The following is a 17,292-nucleotide window of genomic DNA, read 5'->3' as shown; positions in this document are numbered from 1 at the left end:
GGAGGGCCGGGGTGGGGGCACCGGGCGCATCCATCGCCCCGCGAACATCGGCCGCCCGGCGCCCCCATCCCGACCTTCCCCCAGAGGGGGAAGGAGTTGGGGAAGGAGTCACCCCTCGTTCGCCGCCGGCCGCATCTTCCAAGCCGACAGCGCCGCCACCGCCCCCAGCACCGCCACATACGCCCCCACCGGCACGATGCTGCCGTACTTCGCCACCAGCGTCGCCGCGATGATCGGCGCCAGCCCGCCGCCGAGCGCGGCCGCCATCTGGATGCCGATCGAGATGCCCGAGTAGCGCAGCTCGGCCGGGAACTGCGCCGCGTAGAGATTCGACTGCGGCGCGAACATCAGCGGGTAGTTGAGCGCGAGCGCCACCACCATCGCCACCGTGTAGGCCGTGAGCGAACCGCTGCCGATGGCCTGGAACAACGGCAGCGCCATCAAGGCCAGCAGCGCGCCGCCGAACACGTAGAGCCGCCGCGCGCCGACACGGTCGGCCAGCCAGCCGAACAGCGGGATGGTCAGCACCATCAGCGACGAACCCAGCACCAGCGCATGCAGCGCATCGCCGCGCGAGAAGCCCAGCCGCGTGACCGCATAGGAGATCGAGAACACCAGGATGGTGTAGATCAGCGTGACCTCGGCCAGCTTGCCGCCGATGGTCAGGAGCAGCGGCCGCCAGTGCGCCAGCACCACTTCGCGCGCGGGCAGCGCGGCGGTCTTGCGGTGCGCCTTCACGGCCTCGAACTCGGGCGACTCGTCGATGCGCGTGCGGATGAAGATGCCCACCGCGATCAAGAGCGCGCTGGCCAGGAACGGCAGCCGCCAGCCCCAGTGCAGGAAGGCGTCCTCGGGCAGCTGCGTAACCAGCGCGAAGGCACCCGACGACAGCAGCACGCCGATCGGCGCGCCCATCTGCGGCATGCTGCCCACGAGCGAGCGCCAGCGCGGCGGCGCATGCTCCACCGCCATCAGCATCGCCCCGCCGAGCTCGCCGCCGAAGGACAAGCCCTGGCCTATGCGCAACAGCACGAGCAGCACCGCGGCCCAGAGGCCGATCGACTCGTAGGTCGGCAGCACGCCGATCAGCACCGTGCAGATGCCCATCATCAAGAGGCTCAGCGTGAGCATGGCCTTGCGGCCCAGCCGGTCGCCATAGTGGCCGAACACGATGCCGCCGATCGGCCGCGCGAGCATGCCGCTCGCGAAGGTGCCGAAGGCCGCGAGCGTGCCGGTCACCGGATCGAAGTTCGGAAAGAACAGCTTGTTGAAGACCAGCGCGGCCGCCGTGCCGTAGGCCAGGAAGTCGAAGCCCTCGATGGCGGTGCCGGCCATGGTGGCGGCGCCGACCTTCCAGACGCTCTGCGGTTTGGCGGCCGCGGGCGCGGCGGCGCCCACCTGGGTGGCGATGGTGTTCATGCCTTGTGCTCCTCGTTGCGGTCTTGAATCGATGCCGGGTGGCGCCGGTGCCAGTCGGTCGCGCCCTGGCAAAGCGGGAGCGGGCTTCCGGACGCAGAGGACGCGAAGGTTGCGCGAAGGACGCAAAAGGAAGGCAAGAAAAATTTTGAATTTCTCTTTCGCGCCCTTCGCGAAATCTTCGCGTCCTCCGCGTCCGGCAGTTCGTGTTTCATCTCAAATCTCCTTCACGTCGAGCTGCCGCGCGAACATCGCGAAGCTGGCTTTCACGATGCTGGGCTGCAGCAGGAAGTCGTGCGATTCGCGTGCCAGCGCCGGATCGACCAGCTTGAGCCGGCCGTAGGCGCTCTGCGCGATCAGCTGGTTGCGCGCGGCGCGCTCGATCAGCACCGAGAGGTAGAGCGACTCCTCCACGCTCGAGGTGGCGGCCAGGAAGCCATGGTTGGCCAGCAGCACGCAGCGCTTGGCGCCGAGCGCGGCCGAGATGATCTCGCCCTCCACGTCGGCGATCGGCAGGCCCGGCCATTCGGCGAGGAAGGCGCAGTCGTCGAAGAAGGGCGTGGCATCCATGTGCGCGACCTGCAGCGGCTCGCCGGTCATCGACAGCGCCGACACATAGGGCGGATGGGTATGGATCACGCAGTGGACGTCGGGCCGGCGCCGGTACACCCAGAGGTGGAAGCGCACGGCCGGGTTGGGCACGCCGCGGCCCTCGAGCACGCGCAGCGAATCGTCGATGCGCATCACCGAGCCCGCGCGGATCTCGCCGAACGCATGCGCCAGCGGCGTGGTGAGGAAGCTGCCGTCGGCCTGGCGCACCGTGATCTGACCGGCCAGGGTTTCGGAATGGCCCTCCTTCGCGAGGATGCGGCAGCTCAGCGCGAGCTTCTCGGCATCGCTCCAGTGGCCGACGGTGAGGCCGTCGAGCTTCAGGGGCGCGTCGGCGGAGGGGGCGTCTGTGACGGTGGGGTTCACGCGGTTTTCCTTCATCGGTGGTCGATGGCCGCCAATGTAGGAAGCGATGCCGCGCCGGGCCTTGCGCCTGCGCGCACGCGCATTGATCCAGCGCGCCAATGCGATGGGACCCCGATCCCGCCCGCTAGTGGAAAGTCTCGATGTGCGGCCGCGGCGCCCCCTCCAGACTGCGGGCGCGGGCCCTTGGCACGAACCATGCACGCGGCCCGGCTCCCACCCCACCATGCACCACGACCCGACCCCGCACCTGAGCTTCGCGCCGCACCTGCGCCCCTTCTACCCGGGCGACCTGCGCGGCTACTCGACCACGCTCGACGCGCTGGTCTACCCTGGCGAACTCAGCGTGCAGCACAGCCATCCGCGCATGAACCTCGAGGCCTGCCGGCTCGTGGGCGGCGGCATCGCGGTCAGCTTCGATTCCACGCCGATGCAGGTGCGCCATGCGGCGGGCCAGTCCGGCCACGACGGCGCGGGCGAGGTGCTCGCGATGATCGCGGTCGACGGCCAGGGCACGATCGAGCAGGCCGGCCGCCGGCTGCCCTTCCGCAAGGGCGACATCGTGTTCCGCACCACGCGTCTGCCCTCGACCTGCGCGCTCGACGAATCGGGCCGGCTGGTACAGCTGCGGCTGCCGGCCGGGCGCTTCTTCGGCATCTATGCCGACCTGCGCGACAACTTCGAACCTTCGCTGGCCCAGGCCGACTCCACGCTGGCCGAGTCGGCGCGCCAGCAGCTCGACCGCCTGTTCGCGGTGCAGGCGCAGCCGCATCCGGCGCTGGCCTATTTCTCGGAGCAATCCTTCGTCTCGCTGCTCGCGGCCATCTACTGCGAAGCGGTGGCCGGCGCGCCGCAGGCCGGCGATGCGGGCGCGGCCAAACGCCACGAACGCGACCGCTGGCAGCGGCTCGCGGCCTATGTCGAGGCCAACCTCTGCGACCCCGAGCTCTCGGTCGAGGCGATCGCGCGCGAGCTGTGCATCTCCAAGCGGCTGGTGCACCGCCTGTTCGCCACGCAGCAGACGCAGTACGGCACCTACCTGCGCGAACGCCGCCTCGAGCGCGCGGCCGAGGAACTGGCCAACGAGCGGCTCGTGCAGCTCAGCGTGACCGAGATCGCGTTCCGCAACGGCTTCAACGACCCCAGCCATTTCAGCCGCGCCTTCCGCGACCGCTTCGGCGCCACGCCGGGCGGCTACCGCGCGACCCGCCCGCCGGCCTGATCAGGCCAGGTAGCCGCCGTCCACCGTCAGCGCCGCGCCGGTGACGAAGCTGGCGTCGGGCCCCGCGAGGTAGGCCACCATGCCCGCGATCTCGCTGTCGTGCCCCATGCGTCCCAGCGCCATCAGCGGCTCCAGCCGCTCGCCGTAGGCCGACTTCGGCGCCATGTCGGTATCGGTCGGCCCGGGCTGCACCACGTTCACCGTGATGCCACGCGGCCCGAGGTCGCGCGCGAGGCCGCGCGCCATCGAGGCCACCGCGCCCTTGGTCATCGCATAGACCGACGAACCCGCGAAGCCCACGCGATCGGCCACCACGCTGCCCGTGATGACGATGCGCGCGCCACGCTCCATGTGCTTGAGCGCCGCCTGCACCGCCACGAAGGCCGAGCGCACGTTGACCGCGAACATGCGGTCGAAATCGGCGAGCGCGTAGTCCTCGACCAGGCCGCCGACGAGGATGCCGGCGTTGTTCACCAGCAGATGCAGCCCGCCGAAGGCCTCGGCCGCGGCGTCGACCGCCTGCCGCACGGCCTGTGCATCGGCACTGTCGGCGCGCAGCGCGAGCGCGCGGCCGCCCTGCCCTTCGATCTCGGCCACGAGCGCTCGCGCCGCCACGTCCGACGACGCATAGGTGAAGGCCACGGCCGCGCCGTCCTTCGCGAGCCGCCGCACGATGGCCGCGCCGATGCCGCGCGAGCCGCCGGTCACGAGGGCGGCCTTGCCGCAGAGGGATTTCGTCATGTCGACTTCCTTTTTAACGGATCAATCGATCCAGAATAGAGCGAAAAAAAAGCGCACCCGAGTCCGGGTGCGCGCACGAACTCAACGCAGACTTCGCATGGCCATCCGCGCGACGTCGCGCAGGTCCTCGGCCGAGGCGCCGCCGCGCCCCGAGATCTTGAGCCCCGACAGCGTGGCCATCAGGAACTGCGCGGCCGCGCGCGGTGCGAGCGCGGCATCGATCTCGCCCGCGGCCTGGGCCTCGCCGATGCGGCCCTCGATGGCCGACTGCAGCATGCGGCCCGCGGTGTCGGTCAGCAGGCTGACCTCGGCATCGCCGCGGCCGAACTCGCAGACCGCGCCGATGCCCATGCAGCCCGGCTGTCCGTGCGCGCCGAAATGGGTCGCCATGCCGTCGAGCATGGCCTCGAGCCCCGCGCGCGGCGAGGCGGCGCCATGCAGCGCGCGGATGTGCTGCGACACATGGCCCACGGCGTACTGCTGCAGCGCCTCGAGGTAGAGCCTGCGCTTGTCGCCGAAGGTGTCGTACATGCTCTGGCGGCTGATGCCCATGGCGGCGAGCAGCATCTCGGTCGAGGTGCCGTCGTAGCCGTGGTCGCAGAACACGGCGATCGCGCCCTGCAGGGCGGCGTTGCGGTCGAAGGCTTTGGGTCGGGCCATGGCGGGCGAGTCTATCGATTCCGGATCATCTTGTCCAAAACAGGTGATTCCGGAATCGCCCTCGCCCTCCCCCCTCAGGCCGGCACCGCCTCGCGCGCCACCGCGCCCGCCTCGGCGCGCGGCGCCACGAGCCGCGCGCGCAGCGCATCGCGACGCACCTGCGCGGCGGCGATGCTCGCCTCCTTCACATGGCCGTAGCCGCGGATCTGCTCGGGCAGCTTCGCGAGCGCCAGCGCCGTCTCGGCATCGACCTCGTCCCAGTGCGCGAGGATGTCCTCGATGCCCGCGCGGTACTCCTCGATCAGGCGGCGCTCCGTCCGGCGTTCCTCGGTGCGGCCGAAGGGATCGAAGGCCGTGCCGCGCAGCCGGCGCAGCGCGGCCAGCACGCGAAAGCCCTGCAGCATCCACGGCCCGAAGGCGCGCTTGACCGGCCGGCCCTGCGCATCGCGCTGGCCCAGGATCGGCGGCGCGAGGTGGAAGCGCAGCCTGGGCATGCCCTCGAATTCCTGCTGCAGCTTCTTCATGAAGGCGCCGTCGGTGTACAGGCGCGCGACCTCGTACTCGTCCTTGTAGGCCATCAGCTTGAACAGGTTGGCCGCCACCGCGCGTGTGAAGCGGTCGCCGCGGCCGCGCGCCTGCTCCACCCCGCGCACCCGCGCCACGAAGTCCGAGAAGCGCCGCGCATAGGCCGCGTCCTGGTAGGCCGTGAGGAAAGCGGTACGGTCCGCGAGCAAGGCGTCGAGCCCCTGCGGCAGCTGCAGCGCCACCGGCTGCGCGGGCGAGGCCTCGCGCGCCACGGCCGCGAGGTCGAGCGCGGCGCGCCGGCCCCAGTGGAAGGCCTGCTGGTTGGCCTTCACGGCCACGCCGTTGATCTCGATCGCGCGCAGCAGCGCGGCCGAACTCAATGGCACATAGCCCTTCTGGAACGCGAAGCCCAAGAGGAACAGGTTGGCCGCGATGGCATCGCCCATGAGCCGGGTCGCAAGACCCGTGGCGTCGATGAAGTCGGCCTTGCCGGCCACCGACTCCTCGATCAGCGCGCGCACCTGGCCGGCCGGGAAGGTCCAGTCGGGGTCCTGCGCGAAATGGCCGGTGGGCTGCTCGAAGGTGTTCACCAGCGCATAGCTGCGGCCCGGGCGCATCTTGGCGATGGCATCGGGCGCGCCCGCGGTCAGCATGTCGCAGCCCAGCACCAGGTCGGCCTCGCCGGTGGGAATGCGCTGCGCCTTGAGCTGCGCCGCGTCGCGCGCCAGCCGCACGTGCGAGGTCACCGAGCCGTTCTTCTGCGACATGCCCGTCATGTCGAGCACGCTCGCGGCCTGGCCCTCGAGATGCGCGGCCATGCCGATCAGCGCGCCGATGGTGATGACGCCGGTGCCGCCGATGCCGGTGATGAGGATGTTGTGCATGCCCTCGATCGCATGCACGGGCGGCTCGGGCAGCGCCGCGTCGGCCTCGGCGCCGCGCGCGGCCACGGGCTTGATGCGCCGCGGCTTCACGCCTTCCACGCTCACGAAGCTCGGGCAGAAGCCCTTGACGCACGAGTAGTCGGCATTGCACGCGCTCTGGTCAACGCGGCGCTTGAGGCCATGGGGCGTGGGCTGCGGCAGCAGCGAGGTGCAGTTCGACTGCTCGCCGCAGTCGCCGCAGCCCTCGCACACGGCCTCGTTGATGAACACGCGGTGCGAGGCCTGCGGGAACTCGCCCTTCTTGCGGCGCCGCCGCTTCTCGGCCGCGCAGACCTGGTCGTAGATCAGCACCGACACGCCTTCGTAGTCGCGCAGCGTGCGCTGCACCGCGTCCATCTCGTCGCGGTGGTGGATGGTGAGGACGAAGCCGCCGCCATCGGCCGGCAGCGGCGAGCGGTCGCGCCAGCGCGTCGGGTCCTCGGCCACCAGCGCGATGCGGCGCACGCCCTCGGCCGCCACCTGGTGTGCGATGCGCGGCACGCTCACGGGCCCGTCGACCGGCTGGCCGCCGGTCATCGCCACCGCGTCGTTGTAGAGGATCTTGTAGGTGATGTTCACGCCCGCGGCCACGGCGGCGCGGATCGCCATCGAACCCGAGTGGTAGTAGGTGCCGTCGCCGAGGTTGGCGAACACGTGGTGGCGCTTCGAGAACCAGGCCTGGCCGAGCCAGGGCGCGCCCTCGCCGCCCATGTGGGTCGTCGTGCGGTTGTGCTCGGGATAGATCGCGGTCGCCATCACGTGGCAGCCGATGCCGGCCAGCGCCAGGCTGCCCTCGGGCACCTTGGTCGAGGTGTTGTGCGGGCAGCCCGAGCAGTACCAGGCCGGCCGCGCCGGGGTGGCCACGGCCTTGCCGAGCACCACGTCCTTGGCGTCGAGGATCGCCAGCCGCGTGCGGATCATGTCGCTGGTGTGGAAGCGCGCCACCCGCGCGGCGATCACGCGCGCGATCTGCGCCACCGAGAAGTCGGCCGTGGCCGGCAGCAGCCACTGGCCGCGCGGATGGGCGCCCCATTCGCCGCGCTCGTCGAACTTGCCGATCACGCGCGGGCGCACATCCTCGCGCCAGTTGTAGAGATGCTCCTTGAGCTGGTACTCGACGATCTGGCGCTTCTCCTCGATCACCAGGATCTCGTCGAGCCCGTCGGCGAACTCGCGGATCGAGTCGGGTTCCAGCGGCCAGGGCATCGCCACCTTGAACACGCGGATGCCGATGCGCGCCGCCTCGGCCGCGTCGATGCCCAGCTCCTCGAGCGCCTCCAGCGCGTCGCGGTACGACTTGCCCGAGGCCACGATGCCCAGGCGCGCCGAGGGTGCGTCGATGGTCACGCGGTTGAGCCGGTTGGCGCGCGCATAGGCGATGGCCGCGTAGATCTTCGCGTCCTGCATCAGCGCCTCCTGCTTGCGCGCCTGCACGCCCAGCGTGTCGGTCGACAGCCGCGCATGCATGCCGCCCGCGGGCGGCACGAAGTCCTCGGGCAGCAGGGTGCGCACGTTCTGCGCGTCGGCCGGGATCGAGCCCGACGATTCCACCGTGTCGGCCAGCGCCTTGAAGCCCACGGGCAGCCCCGCGAAGCGCGACATCGCGAAGCCGTGCAGGCCCAGCTCGATGTACTCCTCCACGCTCTGCGGATAGAGCATCGGGATCATCGAGGCCGCGAACAGATGGTCGCTCTGGTTCGGCAGGGTCGACGAATAGGCGCCGTGGTCGTCGCCCGCCACCAGCAGCACGCCGCCATGGGGCGAGGTGCCCGCGTGGCTCATGTGCTTGAAGACGTCGCCGCAGCGGTCCACGCCCGGCGCCTTGCCGTACCACATGGCGAACACGCCATCGACCGCGCTCTCGCCGGTCAGGTGCACCTGCTGCGTGCCCCAGACGGCGGTGGCCGCCAGTTCCTCGTTCACGCCGGGCAGGAACTTGACGTGGTTGGCATCGAGGTGCGGCTGCGCCTTCCACAGCGCCTCGTCGAGTCCGCCGAGCGGCGAGCCGCGGTAGCCGGAGACGAAGCCCGCGGTATCGAGGCCGTTGGCCTGGTCGCGCCATCGCTGCACGAGCATGAGGCGCACCAGCGCCTGGATGCCGCTCAGGTAGACGCGGCCGGAGGTGGAGGTGTACTTGTCGTCCAGCGAGACGCTGGCGAGATCGTGGGACATGAGAGAAGGCTCCGGTAAGAGTCGCGAGAGATGCCCGTTCGGCCACCGGTAAGCGGCCTGCGGGCGGAACACGCGCCGCGGGTAAGCGGCGCGCGCTGGGGAAGATAGCGCAGCGCGGAGGATCGTGGGTTCAGGCCTCCTTCGGCTGGTACCAGCGGTCTTTGGCCAGCATCACCTCGTTGTGCGCCGCGCCGGCCGGCATCATCGGAAAGCAGTTCTCCTGCGCCGCCACCTGCACGTCGAGGAAGAACGGCCCCTCGCTCGCCAGGCATTCGGCCAGCGCCGCGGGCAGCTCGGCCGGGTCGCTCACGCGCCGCGCGCCCCAGCCGAAGGCCTTGGCCAGCGCCACGAAATCGGGCAGCGCCTCGTTCCAGCTGTGGCTCAGGCGGTTGCCGTGGTTGAGCTCCTGCCACTGGCGCACCATGCCCATGTAGCCGTTGTTGCACAGCACCAGCTTGACCGCCGCGCGGTGCTGCACCGCGGTCGAGAGCTCCTGGATGTTCATCAGCACCGAGGCGTCGCCGCTCACGCACACGGCCAGCGCCTCGGGGTGCGCCACCTGCGCGCCGATCGCCGCCGGCAGGCCGTAGCCCATGGTGCCGGCGCCGCCCGAGGTGAGCCAGCGGCGCGGCCGGTCGAAGCGCAGGTACTGCGCGGCCCACATCTGGTGCTGGCCCACGTCGGTCGAGACGATGGTGTCGCGCCCCGTGTCAGCGATCGCCTGCTGCAGCGAGGCCATGAGCCGCTGCGGCAGGATCGCGTCGGCGCGCGGCGCGAAGCCCAGGCAGTCCTCGACGCGCCAGCCTTCGATGCGCTGCCACCAGGGCGCGAGCCGCGCGGCCTCGAAACGCTCGGGCAAGAGCGCGAGCAGCGCCTCGAGCACGGCGGCGCAGTCGCCCACCATCGGCACGTCGACCTGCACCACCTTGTTGATGCTGCTCGGGTCGATGTCGATGTGGATCTTGCGCGCATGCGGGCAGAAGCGGTCGAGCTTGCCGGTCACGCGGTCGTCGAAGCGCGCGCCCACGCAGACCACGAGGTCGGCCTCGTGCATCGCGAGGTTGGCCTCGAGCGTGCCGTGCATGCCGAGCATGCCGAGGAAGGCCGGGTCGGAGGCCGGGAACGCGCCCAGCCCCATCAGCGTGAGCGTGCACGGCGCATGCAGCCGCCGCACCAGCTGCGTGAAGGCCTCGCAGGCCGCGGGGCCGGCGTTGATGAGGCCGCCACCGCCATAGAGCACCGGCCGACGCGCGGTCGAGATCAGGTCGGCCGCGCGCTGCATGCAGGCGCGCGGCGGCACCGGCGAGCGATGCGTGCGCAACGGCCGCAGCTCGGGCACCGGCGCGCCCTGCCCGGGCAGCGCGAGCTGCACGTCCTTCGGCACGTCGAGCAGCACCGGGCCGGGGCGGCCCGAGGTAGCGACCTCGAGCGCGCGCCGCACCATCGTCGGCACCTCGTCGGGCCTGCGCACCTGGTGGTTCCACTTGGTGACCGGGCGCGACATGCCGAGCGCGTCGCTTTCCTGGAAGGCCTGCGTGCCGATCACCGCGGTCGACACCTGGCCGCTGATGCACAAGAGCGGCACCGAATCGCTGATCGCGTCGAGCAGGCCCGAGATGGTGTTGCCCACGCCCGGCCCCGAGGTGACCAGCACCACGCCCACGCGGCCGGTGGTGCGCGCATAGCCCTCGGCCGCGTGCACGGCCGCCTGCTCGTGGCGCACCAGCACATGGCGCAGCCGCGGCTCGCCGTGCAGCGCGTCGTACAGCGGCAGCGCGGCGCCGCCGGGGTAGCCGAAGATGGTGTCGACACCACAGGCCACCAGCGTGTCGAGCAGCGCCTCGGCGCCGTTGCGCACGCGCGGCGCGGTGTCGATGGCGAGCCCGGCATCGAGGGGCAGTTCGGTGGCCGCGCCGATGTCCGAAGAATTTTCGGAATTCAGCGTCAGGGCGAGGTCGTTGGGGAGGTCGAGCAGTCTCATGCCGTCAATTCTTCCGTGTTTGAGGCAGAATTTGCTTCTGATTTTTGGATATTCAGGCCTTAAACATGAAAATCAATCGCAAATCTTCGCAAGACGACGAAGGACTTTTCGACAAGATCGACATGGCGATCCTCCGGGTGCTGCTGCTCGATTCGCGCAAGACCCTGCAGGACATCAGCGCCGAGGTCGGCCTCTCGCCCACCAGCTGCTGGACGCGCATCAAGAAGCTCGAGGCGCAGGGCGTGATCAAGCGCTACACGGTCGACATCGATCCGGCCAAGCTCGGCTACCAGGACTCGGTGATCGTGCAGGTCACGCTCGAGAGCCACACCGACGAGACGCTCTACGACTTCGGTCGCACCCTGGCCACCATCCCCGAGATCCAGGAGGCCTACCTGGTCTCGGGCGACTACGACTACTACATCCGCATCGCGGTGCGCGACACGCGCGACTACGAGCGGCTGCTGCGCGAGAAGCTCTACAAGATCCCCGGCATCCGGCACAGCAAGTCGCACTTCGTGCTGCGGGTGCTGAAGGAAGCGAGCATGCCGATCCTGTGAGGCCGAGTAAAAGCCGTTCGGGCTGAGCCTGTCGAAGCCTTGCGCGAGGCTTCGACGAACTCAGCCCGAACGGGTCGGGTTGGGCGCGTCTACTGCTGCACCGTGATCGCCTTCGCCGTCAGCGAGGCATCGAAGTTCAGCATCGCCGGGTATTGCGGCCAGTTCACGCCCAGCGCCGCGTTGTTCGGATCGCCGCCGCGCGCGAACGCCGCCAGGCTCTTCATCATCGCGTCCGACAGCTGCAGCCGTCCCGGCTCGTTGGCCTTCGAATTGGCGAACTTCGAATAGAGCGAGGGCCCGAAGTTGCCGAACACGAACGGAAGATCGAAGGTGTGGGCCGCGCCGAAGATGTCGTTGAACGGCGCCGGCGACTTGTCCCAGTTGAACTGGTACCACCACAGCGGCACCTTCTGCGCCGCGAGCACCGGAAAGATCTGCTTGCGCAGCGCGATGAAGAAGTACTGGTTGTAGAGGTCGGTGCGCGCGTTGAAGCCGGTCACCGGCGTCGTCACCGGCAGGTACTGGCCCGGGATCCACTGCTCGAGCGAGGTGGTCGGCGCCGCGTTCGGGTCGTAGTTGTAGGCCATCGAGAACACCGTCGGGTCGTCGAGCAGCCGGCCGCTGATGCCGCCGAAGGCGGGCGAGGTCGCGAGGTTCTGCGGGAACAGCTTGGTCTCGTCGCGCGTGTAGCCGGCCAGCACCGGCACCTTGAGGAACTCGCCCGCGTTGATCGCCGCGATCGGGTTGGTCGGCACCACCACGCCGTCGTTGAGCGGGTTCGAGGCCGACAGACCCAACGGCACCAGCTTGTTGAGCACCGTCTGCAGCAGCGTGTCGGCGCTCTTCGATCGCAGGTAGGCCGCGAGGTCGGCGTTGCTCTGCGACGCGATGTAGACGGTGGCCGCGGCCGTGTCCTTCACCGTGCCGTCGGCCACCAGCAGCGCCGCCAGCAGCGCGTTGTTCTGGTTCGGCACCGTGGTCGCGGTGGCGACACCGCCGCTCAGCGGCACCAGGCGCTGGAACAGCGCGGGCTTGGTGTTGACCACCAGCGGCGAGACCATCAGCGCGTAGATGTTGACCGCGCCGGCCGACTGGCCCATCAGCGTGACGTTGCCCGGGTCGCCGCCGAAGCGTGCGATGTTCGCATTGACGAACTTCATGCCCTTGATCAGGTCGAGGATCGCGTAGTTGCCCGAGTCGTCGTTCGCATCCACGCCGGCCTTGAGCTGCGGCGAGGCCAGGAAGCCGAGGATGCCGAGCCGGTAGTTGATCGACACCACCACCGCGTTGGCCGCCTTCGCGAGCGCCGCGCCGTCGTAGACCGGGTCGCCGGTGTAGCCCGTGATGTTGCTGCCGCCGTAGACGAACACGATGACGGGCAGTTTGTCGGTCGCGGCCGCGGTCGAGGGCGTCCAGATGTTGAGGTAGAGGCAGTCCTCGGAACCCGTGGTCTTGCCGATCGAGGTGCCGATGGTCTCGTCGTAGCGGTTGTTCTGGCCCGGGCCGTAGAGCCGGCCGGTCTGCGCGCAGGCGTTGCCGAGCTTCTGCGTGGTCTTCGTCGCGGTCCACGGCTCGGGGTCGACCGGCGCCTTCCAGCGCAGCGCGCCGACCGGCGGCTTGGCGAAGGGCACGCCCTTCCAGCTGTAGGTGCCGTTGGTCGCGGAGTCGTCGTTGCCCTGCACGGGTCCGTAGGCCGTGGCGCGCAGCACCGGGGACTGCGCGGGTGGTGGCGTGTCGGGCGGCGGGTTGCTCGTCGTGGGCGGGGGCAAGGCCACGAAGCCGGCACTGCTGCTTCCACCGCCGCCGCAGGCCGTGAGTTGCAGCAGGGCGAGAACGGCGCAGGCGGCACCGGCGCGCAGATGGCGAATCGTCATGAAGTCTCCTGTTTTTTCCAGTGGTGATGGCCGCCGGCCCGAGGACCGATGGCCATCCGCTAGTCTCGGCAGGCTGCACCCGGATTCCAATGTGGCGCGCGCACACCTTTGGCCCGCGTTCTATGTGAGGGCAAGGGCCGCGGGGGCGATGGCGCGCCGATAATTGCCGTCGACCCGCGAAGACGGGACAACGAACGGGCTGCCAGTGCGCGCGGCCGTTCGATCGGGGAGAAACCGGCGGCCCGCGGGCGCGCCGCTCGCTGCAAAGGCCGGCGTCCGTCCGGCGCACGCCGCGAGCCGACAGCGAGTTCCAGGGCGCAAGCGTTCGATGAGACAGGGCAACAACGACGGCGAGCAAGCCGGTCGGGGGATCGCGGCCTTCTGGCGCGCGCTGCCGCTGATCGTGCTGTTGCTGCTGTGCTGCGCGCGTGCCCCCGCCGCGGCGCCCGTGCTGCCGGGCGACCACCCGATCCACATCACCGAGGCCGAGCTGCAGTCGGTCAACGGCACCGGCTTCACGGCCCCGCCGCTGCTGTCGGTCGACGCCGAACTGCCGCGCGGCGGCTGGAAGCCGGTCGGCCTGCCCTACACCGCCGAGCGCGAACTCGTGCCCACCGCTTCCAGTGGCGTGCGCACCGTCACCGACTGGTACCGCCTCGACCTCGGCGCGCTGCCGCCCTCGGAGCGGCCGCGGCTGCTCTACCTGCCGCGCTGGAAGACGCTGGGCCACATCGCCGTGTATGGCGACGGCGTGCTCATCTACCAGTCGCACGGCAGCCCGATCCACAACGGCTACAACCATCCGCTGCTGCTGCCGCTCAACCTCGCGGCGCAGGCACCCACGCCGGCCTCGGTGCTGATCCGCGTCGACCGGCTGCGCAACAGCGGCAGCGGCCTCTCGACCGTGTGGGTGGGCCACGAGGACGACCTGTCCTGGCGCTACCAGGCGCGCCAGATGCTGCAGGTGCAGCTGCCGTTCATGGGCAGCGCCGCCTTCCTCGCGGTCGGCGCCTTCGCCTTCGCCGTGTGGCTGGGCAAACGCCGCGAGCCGCTCTACCTGCTGTTCTTCGCCATCTCGGCGGCGGCCTTCCTGCGCATGCTCCACTACTACGTGGGCGGCAGCTACATCCCGATGTCGGACGAATGGTTCGAGTGGATGACCGTGGCCAGCCTGTTGTGGCTGATCCTGCTCATCCACCTGTTCCTCGAGCGCCTGCACGGCCAGCCCTCGCCCTGGCTCACGCGGCTGACGGTAGGTCTCGTGCTGGCCTGCAACCTCGCCACCGTGCCGCACGTCTCGCGCTCGATCGTCAGCCTGTACCTGTTCACCCCGCTGCTCAACCTCGTCGTGCTGCCCGTGGCCGTGCTGATCTTCTCGGTGAACCTGCGCAAGGCCTACCGCGTGCAACTGCCCGAGGGCCGGCTGGTCGCGGCCTGGACCATGATCGCCGTCCCGTTCACCTGCTACGACGCCCTGCTGCAGAACAACCTCCTGGGCCCCGAGAGCGTCTACACCTCGCCCTACGCCATCATCGGCCTGTTCTTCGTCTTCTCGTACATCATGTTCCTGCGCTACACCGGCGCCTTCGCCGAGGTCGCGCGGCTCAACAAGGGCCTGGCGCACCGGCTGCGCGAGCGCGAGGACGAGCTCAAGCAGAGCTACGAGCGGCTGCGCGTGGTGGAGAACGAGCAGATGCTCAACGCCGAGCGCCGCCGCCTCATGCAGGACATGCACGACGGCCTCGGTTCCTCGCTGATCGGCGCCATCCGCTCGGTGGAGCAAGGCAGCATGAGCGAGGCCGAGATCGCCGACATGCTCAAGGGCTGCATGGACGACCTCAAGCTCGCCATCGACTCGATGGAGATCGTCGACCCCGACCTGCTGCTGCTGCTCGCGACCTTGCGATTCCGGCTCGCGCCGCGCATCGAGGGCGCCGGCATCTCGCTGCGCTGGGAGGTGCAGCCCGTGCCGTCCCTGCCCTGGCTCGACCCGGGCAGCGCGCTGCACATCCTGCGCATCATGCAGGAGTGCATCGCCAACGTGATGCGCCACACGCGCGCCACCACCCTGCGCGTGAGCACCGCGACCACCGACGATCTCGTGTGCGTGATGATCGAGGACAACGGGCCGGGCTTCGACGTGGCCGAGGCGCTGCAGCGCGGCGGGCGCGGATTGCGCAATCAGCAGCAGCGCGCGAAGGCCATCGGCGGATCGGTCGGGTGGCAGTCGGGGAGCGCGGGGACGCGGTTCACGCTGTGGTTGCCGATCGAGCGCGAAAGCGTGCCCGCCGCGACCTGAGCCCCATCGGTGCTGCGACTCAGAGGCGTGCGGCGGCGTTCGGATGGCTCGGCAGGCGCAGCGTGCTGGCCTCGGCATCTTGCGGGCATGGCGCATCGGAGTAGATCGCATCGCCCTCGGGCATCACGCACTTCTGGACCTCGATGAAGGCCGGGACCGTCTTGTTCGTGGTCGCTGCGGCGCTGGCCATCGTGGTGTCCAGCTTGGCGATCGATGGCGCGACCGGTGCGCGGGCCGATTCGGCCGGCTGGGTGCTGTCGATGGTGGACCTGGGCGCCTTCACGTGCTCCGGCATGATCGATGGCGGCAAGCGCGGCGCGCGCCCGGCGCTCTCATGCACCAGGCTGCTGAGCGCGAGGTAGAACAGGAACACCGCGAGCACGGCGACGCCCAGCCCCAGGGCCCAGTACCTGGGCGCGCGGACGGCGCGCAGCGATTCCATCAACGGCGCGGCCATGCCAGGCCTCCGGACTGCAATGCACCCGCCAGCTTCGCGATGCCGCCGGTGCCGCTCGCGGCCCGGCCGATCAACGCACCGCCCGCCGCCCCGGCGACGATGCGCGTGAGGAAGGAACGGCTGCGGCCGGCGGCCAGCAGCAGCAACACGCCGGCGCCTAGCACGATCAGGTGCTCGCCGGGGTAGTCGGCGCGGGCGGCGTCGACCTGCTTGAACTTGTCGATGGTTTGTTCGAGGGTCATGGCTGAAGGTTCTGTTGTCTTCAGCCGTTCTAATTTGGGCGCGCCGTAGGAGCTTGTAGGCGGGCGCCATGCTCCCGCTAGGATTTCGCCTCGAAACCGCTACGGGGAACGCCGCACCCGGCGTGCGGAACGGCCGCCCAGCCGGTCGCTTGCCTCACGACCGCCAGCATCAGCGGTAATCGGAGAGCAGCGTCTGATGGCCGGCCTTGATGAGTTGGCCCCTGAACCGGACATGCCAGTCCGGGTCCCAGTCGTTGTGCGCATGTATATGAAGACCGCCCTCCACGGGTGCCACGTCGAGGGGCAGCAGATGCTCGCTGGGACGAGCAAGAAGCTCGACCTCATCTCCCGGATCGAGGATCACCTCTTCGGGGACCATCTCGAGATACAGCGCCATGGCGACGGCGGTTTCGTTCTTGAATACGCCAACCACGATGTAGGCTTCTGGTGTCATGACGGTGGCGCTCCAAAGACTGATCACCGAGTTCCGCGATCATCTCTCGCTTTCTAAAAATTGCCCGACTGCTGCATCGCGTTCAAGAGTCGAGTCAGGACTTGTTTGTCTTCTTCAGTGAAGATGCCCTCGAGATCCTCGAAGTCACCGTCGATGAAGAATCGATGCATGTTCTTCAAGCAGGCCTGCAAGAGGAAGAGCAGTCCCCTGGCATCGTAGTCGTACCCTGGGCCACTGAATCCCACCCAGTTCTCTACGAAGTCGAGCAACTCATCGCTGTTTCGAAAATTCAAGCTCATAGATTGGACGGCTCCGACGCCTGTGTTCCCTGCCTGTTCAGTGCACTCTTGGCCAGGCGCTGAAGTCTAGCCGGCGAATCTAGAAGTAACGATCATCGAACCCAACACCAAGGGTACAGATGAAAAGAGGAAGAACGACAGCCGCCCCCACGAGCCATCCTGCGTGAGACCGAGGCAGCTCGATGCGAGTCTCGCCTCGTCGCAGCCAGGCAATCAGAGGCAGCCCGAGCGTGGCGAGAAAAACTTGCTGAAAGGCCTCGCGCAGCGCGGGCATCGAGGGGCCATCGTAGAAGAGAGCGGCCAGGCAGGAGGTGATGCCAATGCCGAGATAGGCCAAATCCAAGCGGAGCTTCAGGGGCGAGAAAAACACGCCCAGCCTCCGAATCGCCAGAAAGTACATCACAACGCCGCTGACCAAGAGAGCCGCGCGCCAACCCGTGTTCAGAGTCAGGCCCCAGTCCTGAACTGCCGAAGTGAGCTCGGAGTCTGTGAGAT

The 17,292-nt window shown here is 69.3% G+C and carries 15 protein-coding genes; 3 read left to right on the top strand and 12 right to left on the bottom strand.

Annotated elements, in window-relative coordinates; translation table 11 throughout:
- Positions 1–108: 108 nt before the first annotated feature.
- Complete coding sequence (locus AC1HIL_RS16360; protein ID WP_479672200.1) at positions 109–1,419, bottom strand: MFS transporter; 1,311 nt, start codon at positions 1,417–1,419, stop codon at positions 109–111.
- Positions 1,420–1,632: 213 nt separating this feature from the next.
- Positions 1,633–2,391 carry an aldolase gene (locus tag AC1HIL_RS16355; RefSeq protein WP_479672199.1) on the bottom strand — a complete coding sequence of 253 codons (759 nt, stop codon included), beginning with the start codon at positions 2,389–2,391 and terminating at the stop codon, positions 1,633–1,635.
- A 223-nt stretch (positions 2,392–2,614) separates the two neighbouring features.
- Between AC1HIL_RS16355 and AC1HIL_RS16350 the strand changes: the two genes are divergently transcribed.
- On the top strand, positions 2,615–3,610 hold the full coding sequence (locus AC1HIL_RS16350; RefSeq protein ID WP_057595416.1) for an AraC family transcriptional regulator: 996 nt from the start codon (positions 2,615–2,617) through the stop codon (positions 3,608–3,610).
- On the opposite strand, the gene AC1HIL_RS16345 is transcribed toward AC1HIL_RS16350, so the two are convergent.
- From AC1HIL_RS16345 to ilvB, 4 genes are all read right to left on the bottom strand, one after another.
- Positions 3,611–4,351 (bottom strand): 3-oxoacyl-ACP reductase family protein, encoded by a 741-nt coding sequence (locus AC1HIL_RS16345; RefSeq protein ID WP_479672198.1) that lies wholly within the window; start codon positions 4,349–4,351, stop codon positions 3,611–3,613. It lies immediately after the preceding gene.
- An 81-nt stretch (positions 4,352–4,432) separates the two neighbouring features.
- Positions 4,433–5,011 (bottom strand): TetR/AcrR family transcriptional regulator, encoded by a 579-nt coding sequence (locus tag AC1HIL_RS16340; RefSeq protein ID WP_057595414.1) that lies wholly within the window; start codon positions 5,009–5,011, stop codon positions 4,433–4,435.
- A gap of 74 nt (positions 5,012–5,085) precedes the next feature.
- Positions 5,086–8,631 carry an indolepyruvate ferredoxin oxidoreductase family protein gene (locus tag AC1HIL_RS16335; RefSeq protein ID WP_479672197.1) on the bottom strand — a complete coding sequence of 1,182 codons (3,546 nt, stop codon included), beginning with the start codon at positions 8,629–8,631 and terminating at the stop codon, positions 5,086–5,088.
- A 130-nt stretch (positions 8,632–8,761) separates the two neighbouring features.
- Positions 8,762–10,612 carry a biosynthetic-type acetolactate synthase large subunit gene (ilvB, locus tag AC1HIL_RS16330; RefSeq protein ID WP_479672196.1) on the bottom strand — a complete coding sequence of 617 codons (1,851 nt, stop codon included), beginning with the start codon at positions 10,610–10,612 and terminating at the stop codon, positions 8,762–8,764.
- Positions 10,613–10,734: 122 nt separating this feature from the next.
- Between ilvB and AC1HIL_RS16325 the strand changes: the two genes are divergently transcribed.
- Positions 10,735–11,172 carry an Lrp/AsnC family transcriptional regulator gene (locus AC1HIL_RS16325; RefSeq protein ID WP_057595424.1) on the top strand — a complete coding sequence of 146 codons (438 nt, stop codon included), beginning with the start codon at positions 10,735–10,737 and terminating at the stop codon, positions 11,170–11,172.
- An 89-nt stretch (positions 11,173–11,261) separates the two neighbouring features.
- Here the strand turns inward: AC1HIL_RS16325 and AC1HIL_RS16320 are convergent, their stop codons facing one another.
- Complete coding sequence (locus tag AC1HIL_RS16320; protein WP_479672195.1) at positions 11,262–13,046, bottom strand: carboxylesterase/lipase family protein; 1,785 nt, start codon at positions 13,044–13,046, stop codon at positions 11,262–11,264.
- A 328-nt stretch (positions 13,047–13,374) separates the two neighbouring features.
- On the opposite strand from AC1HIL_RS16320, the gene AC1HIL_RS16315 reads away from it, so the two are divergent.
- Positions 13,375–15,345 (top strand): sensor histidine kinase, encoded by a 1,971-nt coding sequence (locus AC1HIL_RS16315; protein ID WP_479672194.1) that lies wholly within the window; start codon positions 13,375–13,377, stop codon positions 15,343–15,345.
- A gap of 19 nt (positions 15,346–15,364) precedes the next feature.
- Here AC1HIL_RS16315 and AC1HIL_RS16310 read toward each other — a convergent pair whose 3' ends face one another.
- From AC1HIL_RS16310 to AC1HIL_RS16290, 5 genes are all read right to left on the bottom strand, one after another.
- Positions 15,365–15,802 carry a hypothetical protein gene (locus tag AC1HIL_RS16310; protein ID WP_057598634.1) on the bottom strand — a complete coding sequence of 146 codons (438 nt, stop codon included), beginning with the start codon at positions 15,800–15,802 and terminating at the stop codon, positions 15,365–15,367.
- Positions 15,787–16,044: a hypothetical protein gene (locus AC1HIL_RS16305; protein WP_057595408.1), complete on the bottom strand. Its 258-nt coding sequence runs from the start codon at positions 16,042–16,044 to the stop codon at positions 15,787–15,789. The genes AC1HIL_RS16310 and AC1HIL_RS16305 overlap by 16 nt, the downstream gene beginning before the upstream one ends.
- Before the next feature lie 169 nt (positions 16,045–16,213).
- Positions 16,214–16,498: a hypothetical protein gene (locus AC1HIL_RS16300; protein WP_479672193.1), complete on the bottom strand. Its 285-nt coding sequence runs from the start codon at positions 16,496–16,498 to the stop codon at positions 16,214–16,216.
- Positions 16,499–16,551: 53 nt separating this feature from the next.
- Positions 16,552–16,797 (bottom strand): hypothetical protein, encoded by a 246-nt coding sequence (locus AC1HIL_RS16295; protein ID WP_413763839.1) that lies wholly within the window; start codon positions 16,795–16,797, stop codon positions 16,552–16,554.
- A gap of 79 nt (positions 16,798–16,876) precedes the next feature.
- Positions 16,877–17,167 (bottom strand): hypothetical protein, encoded by a 291-nt coding sequence (locus AC1HIL_RS16290; protein WP_479672192.1) that lies wholly within the window; start codon positions 17,165–17,167, stop codon positions 16,877–16,879.
- Positions 17,168–17,292: the final 125 nt, after the last annotated feature.

The organism is Variovorax sp. ISS6 (assembly GCF_056523145.1).
This window is presented reverse-complemented; position numbering and strand designations above follow the sequence as displayed.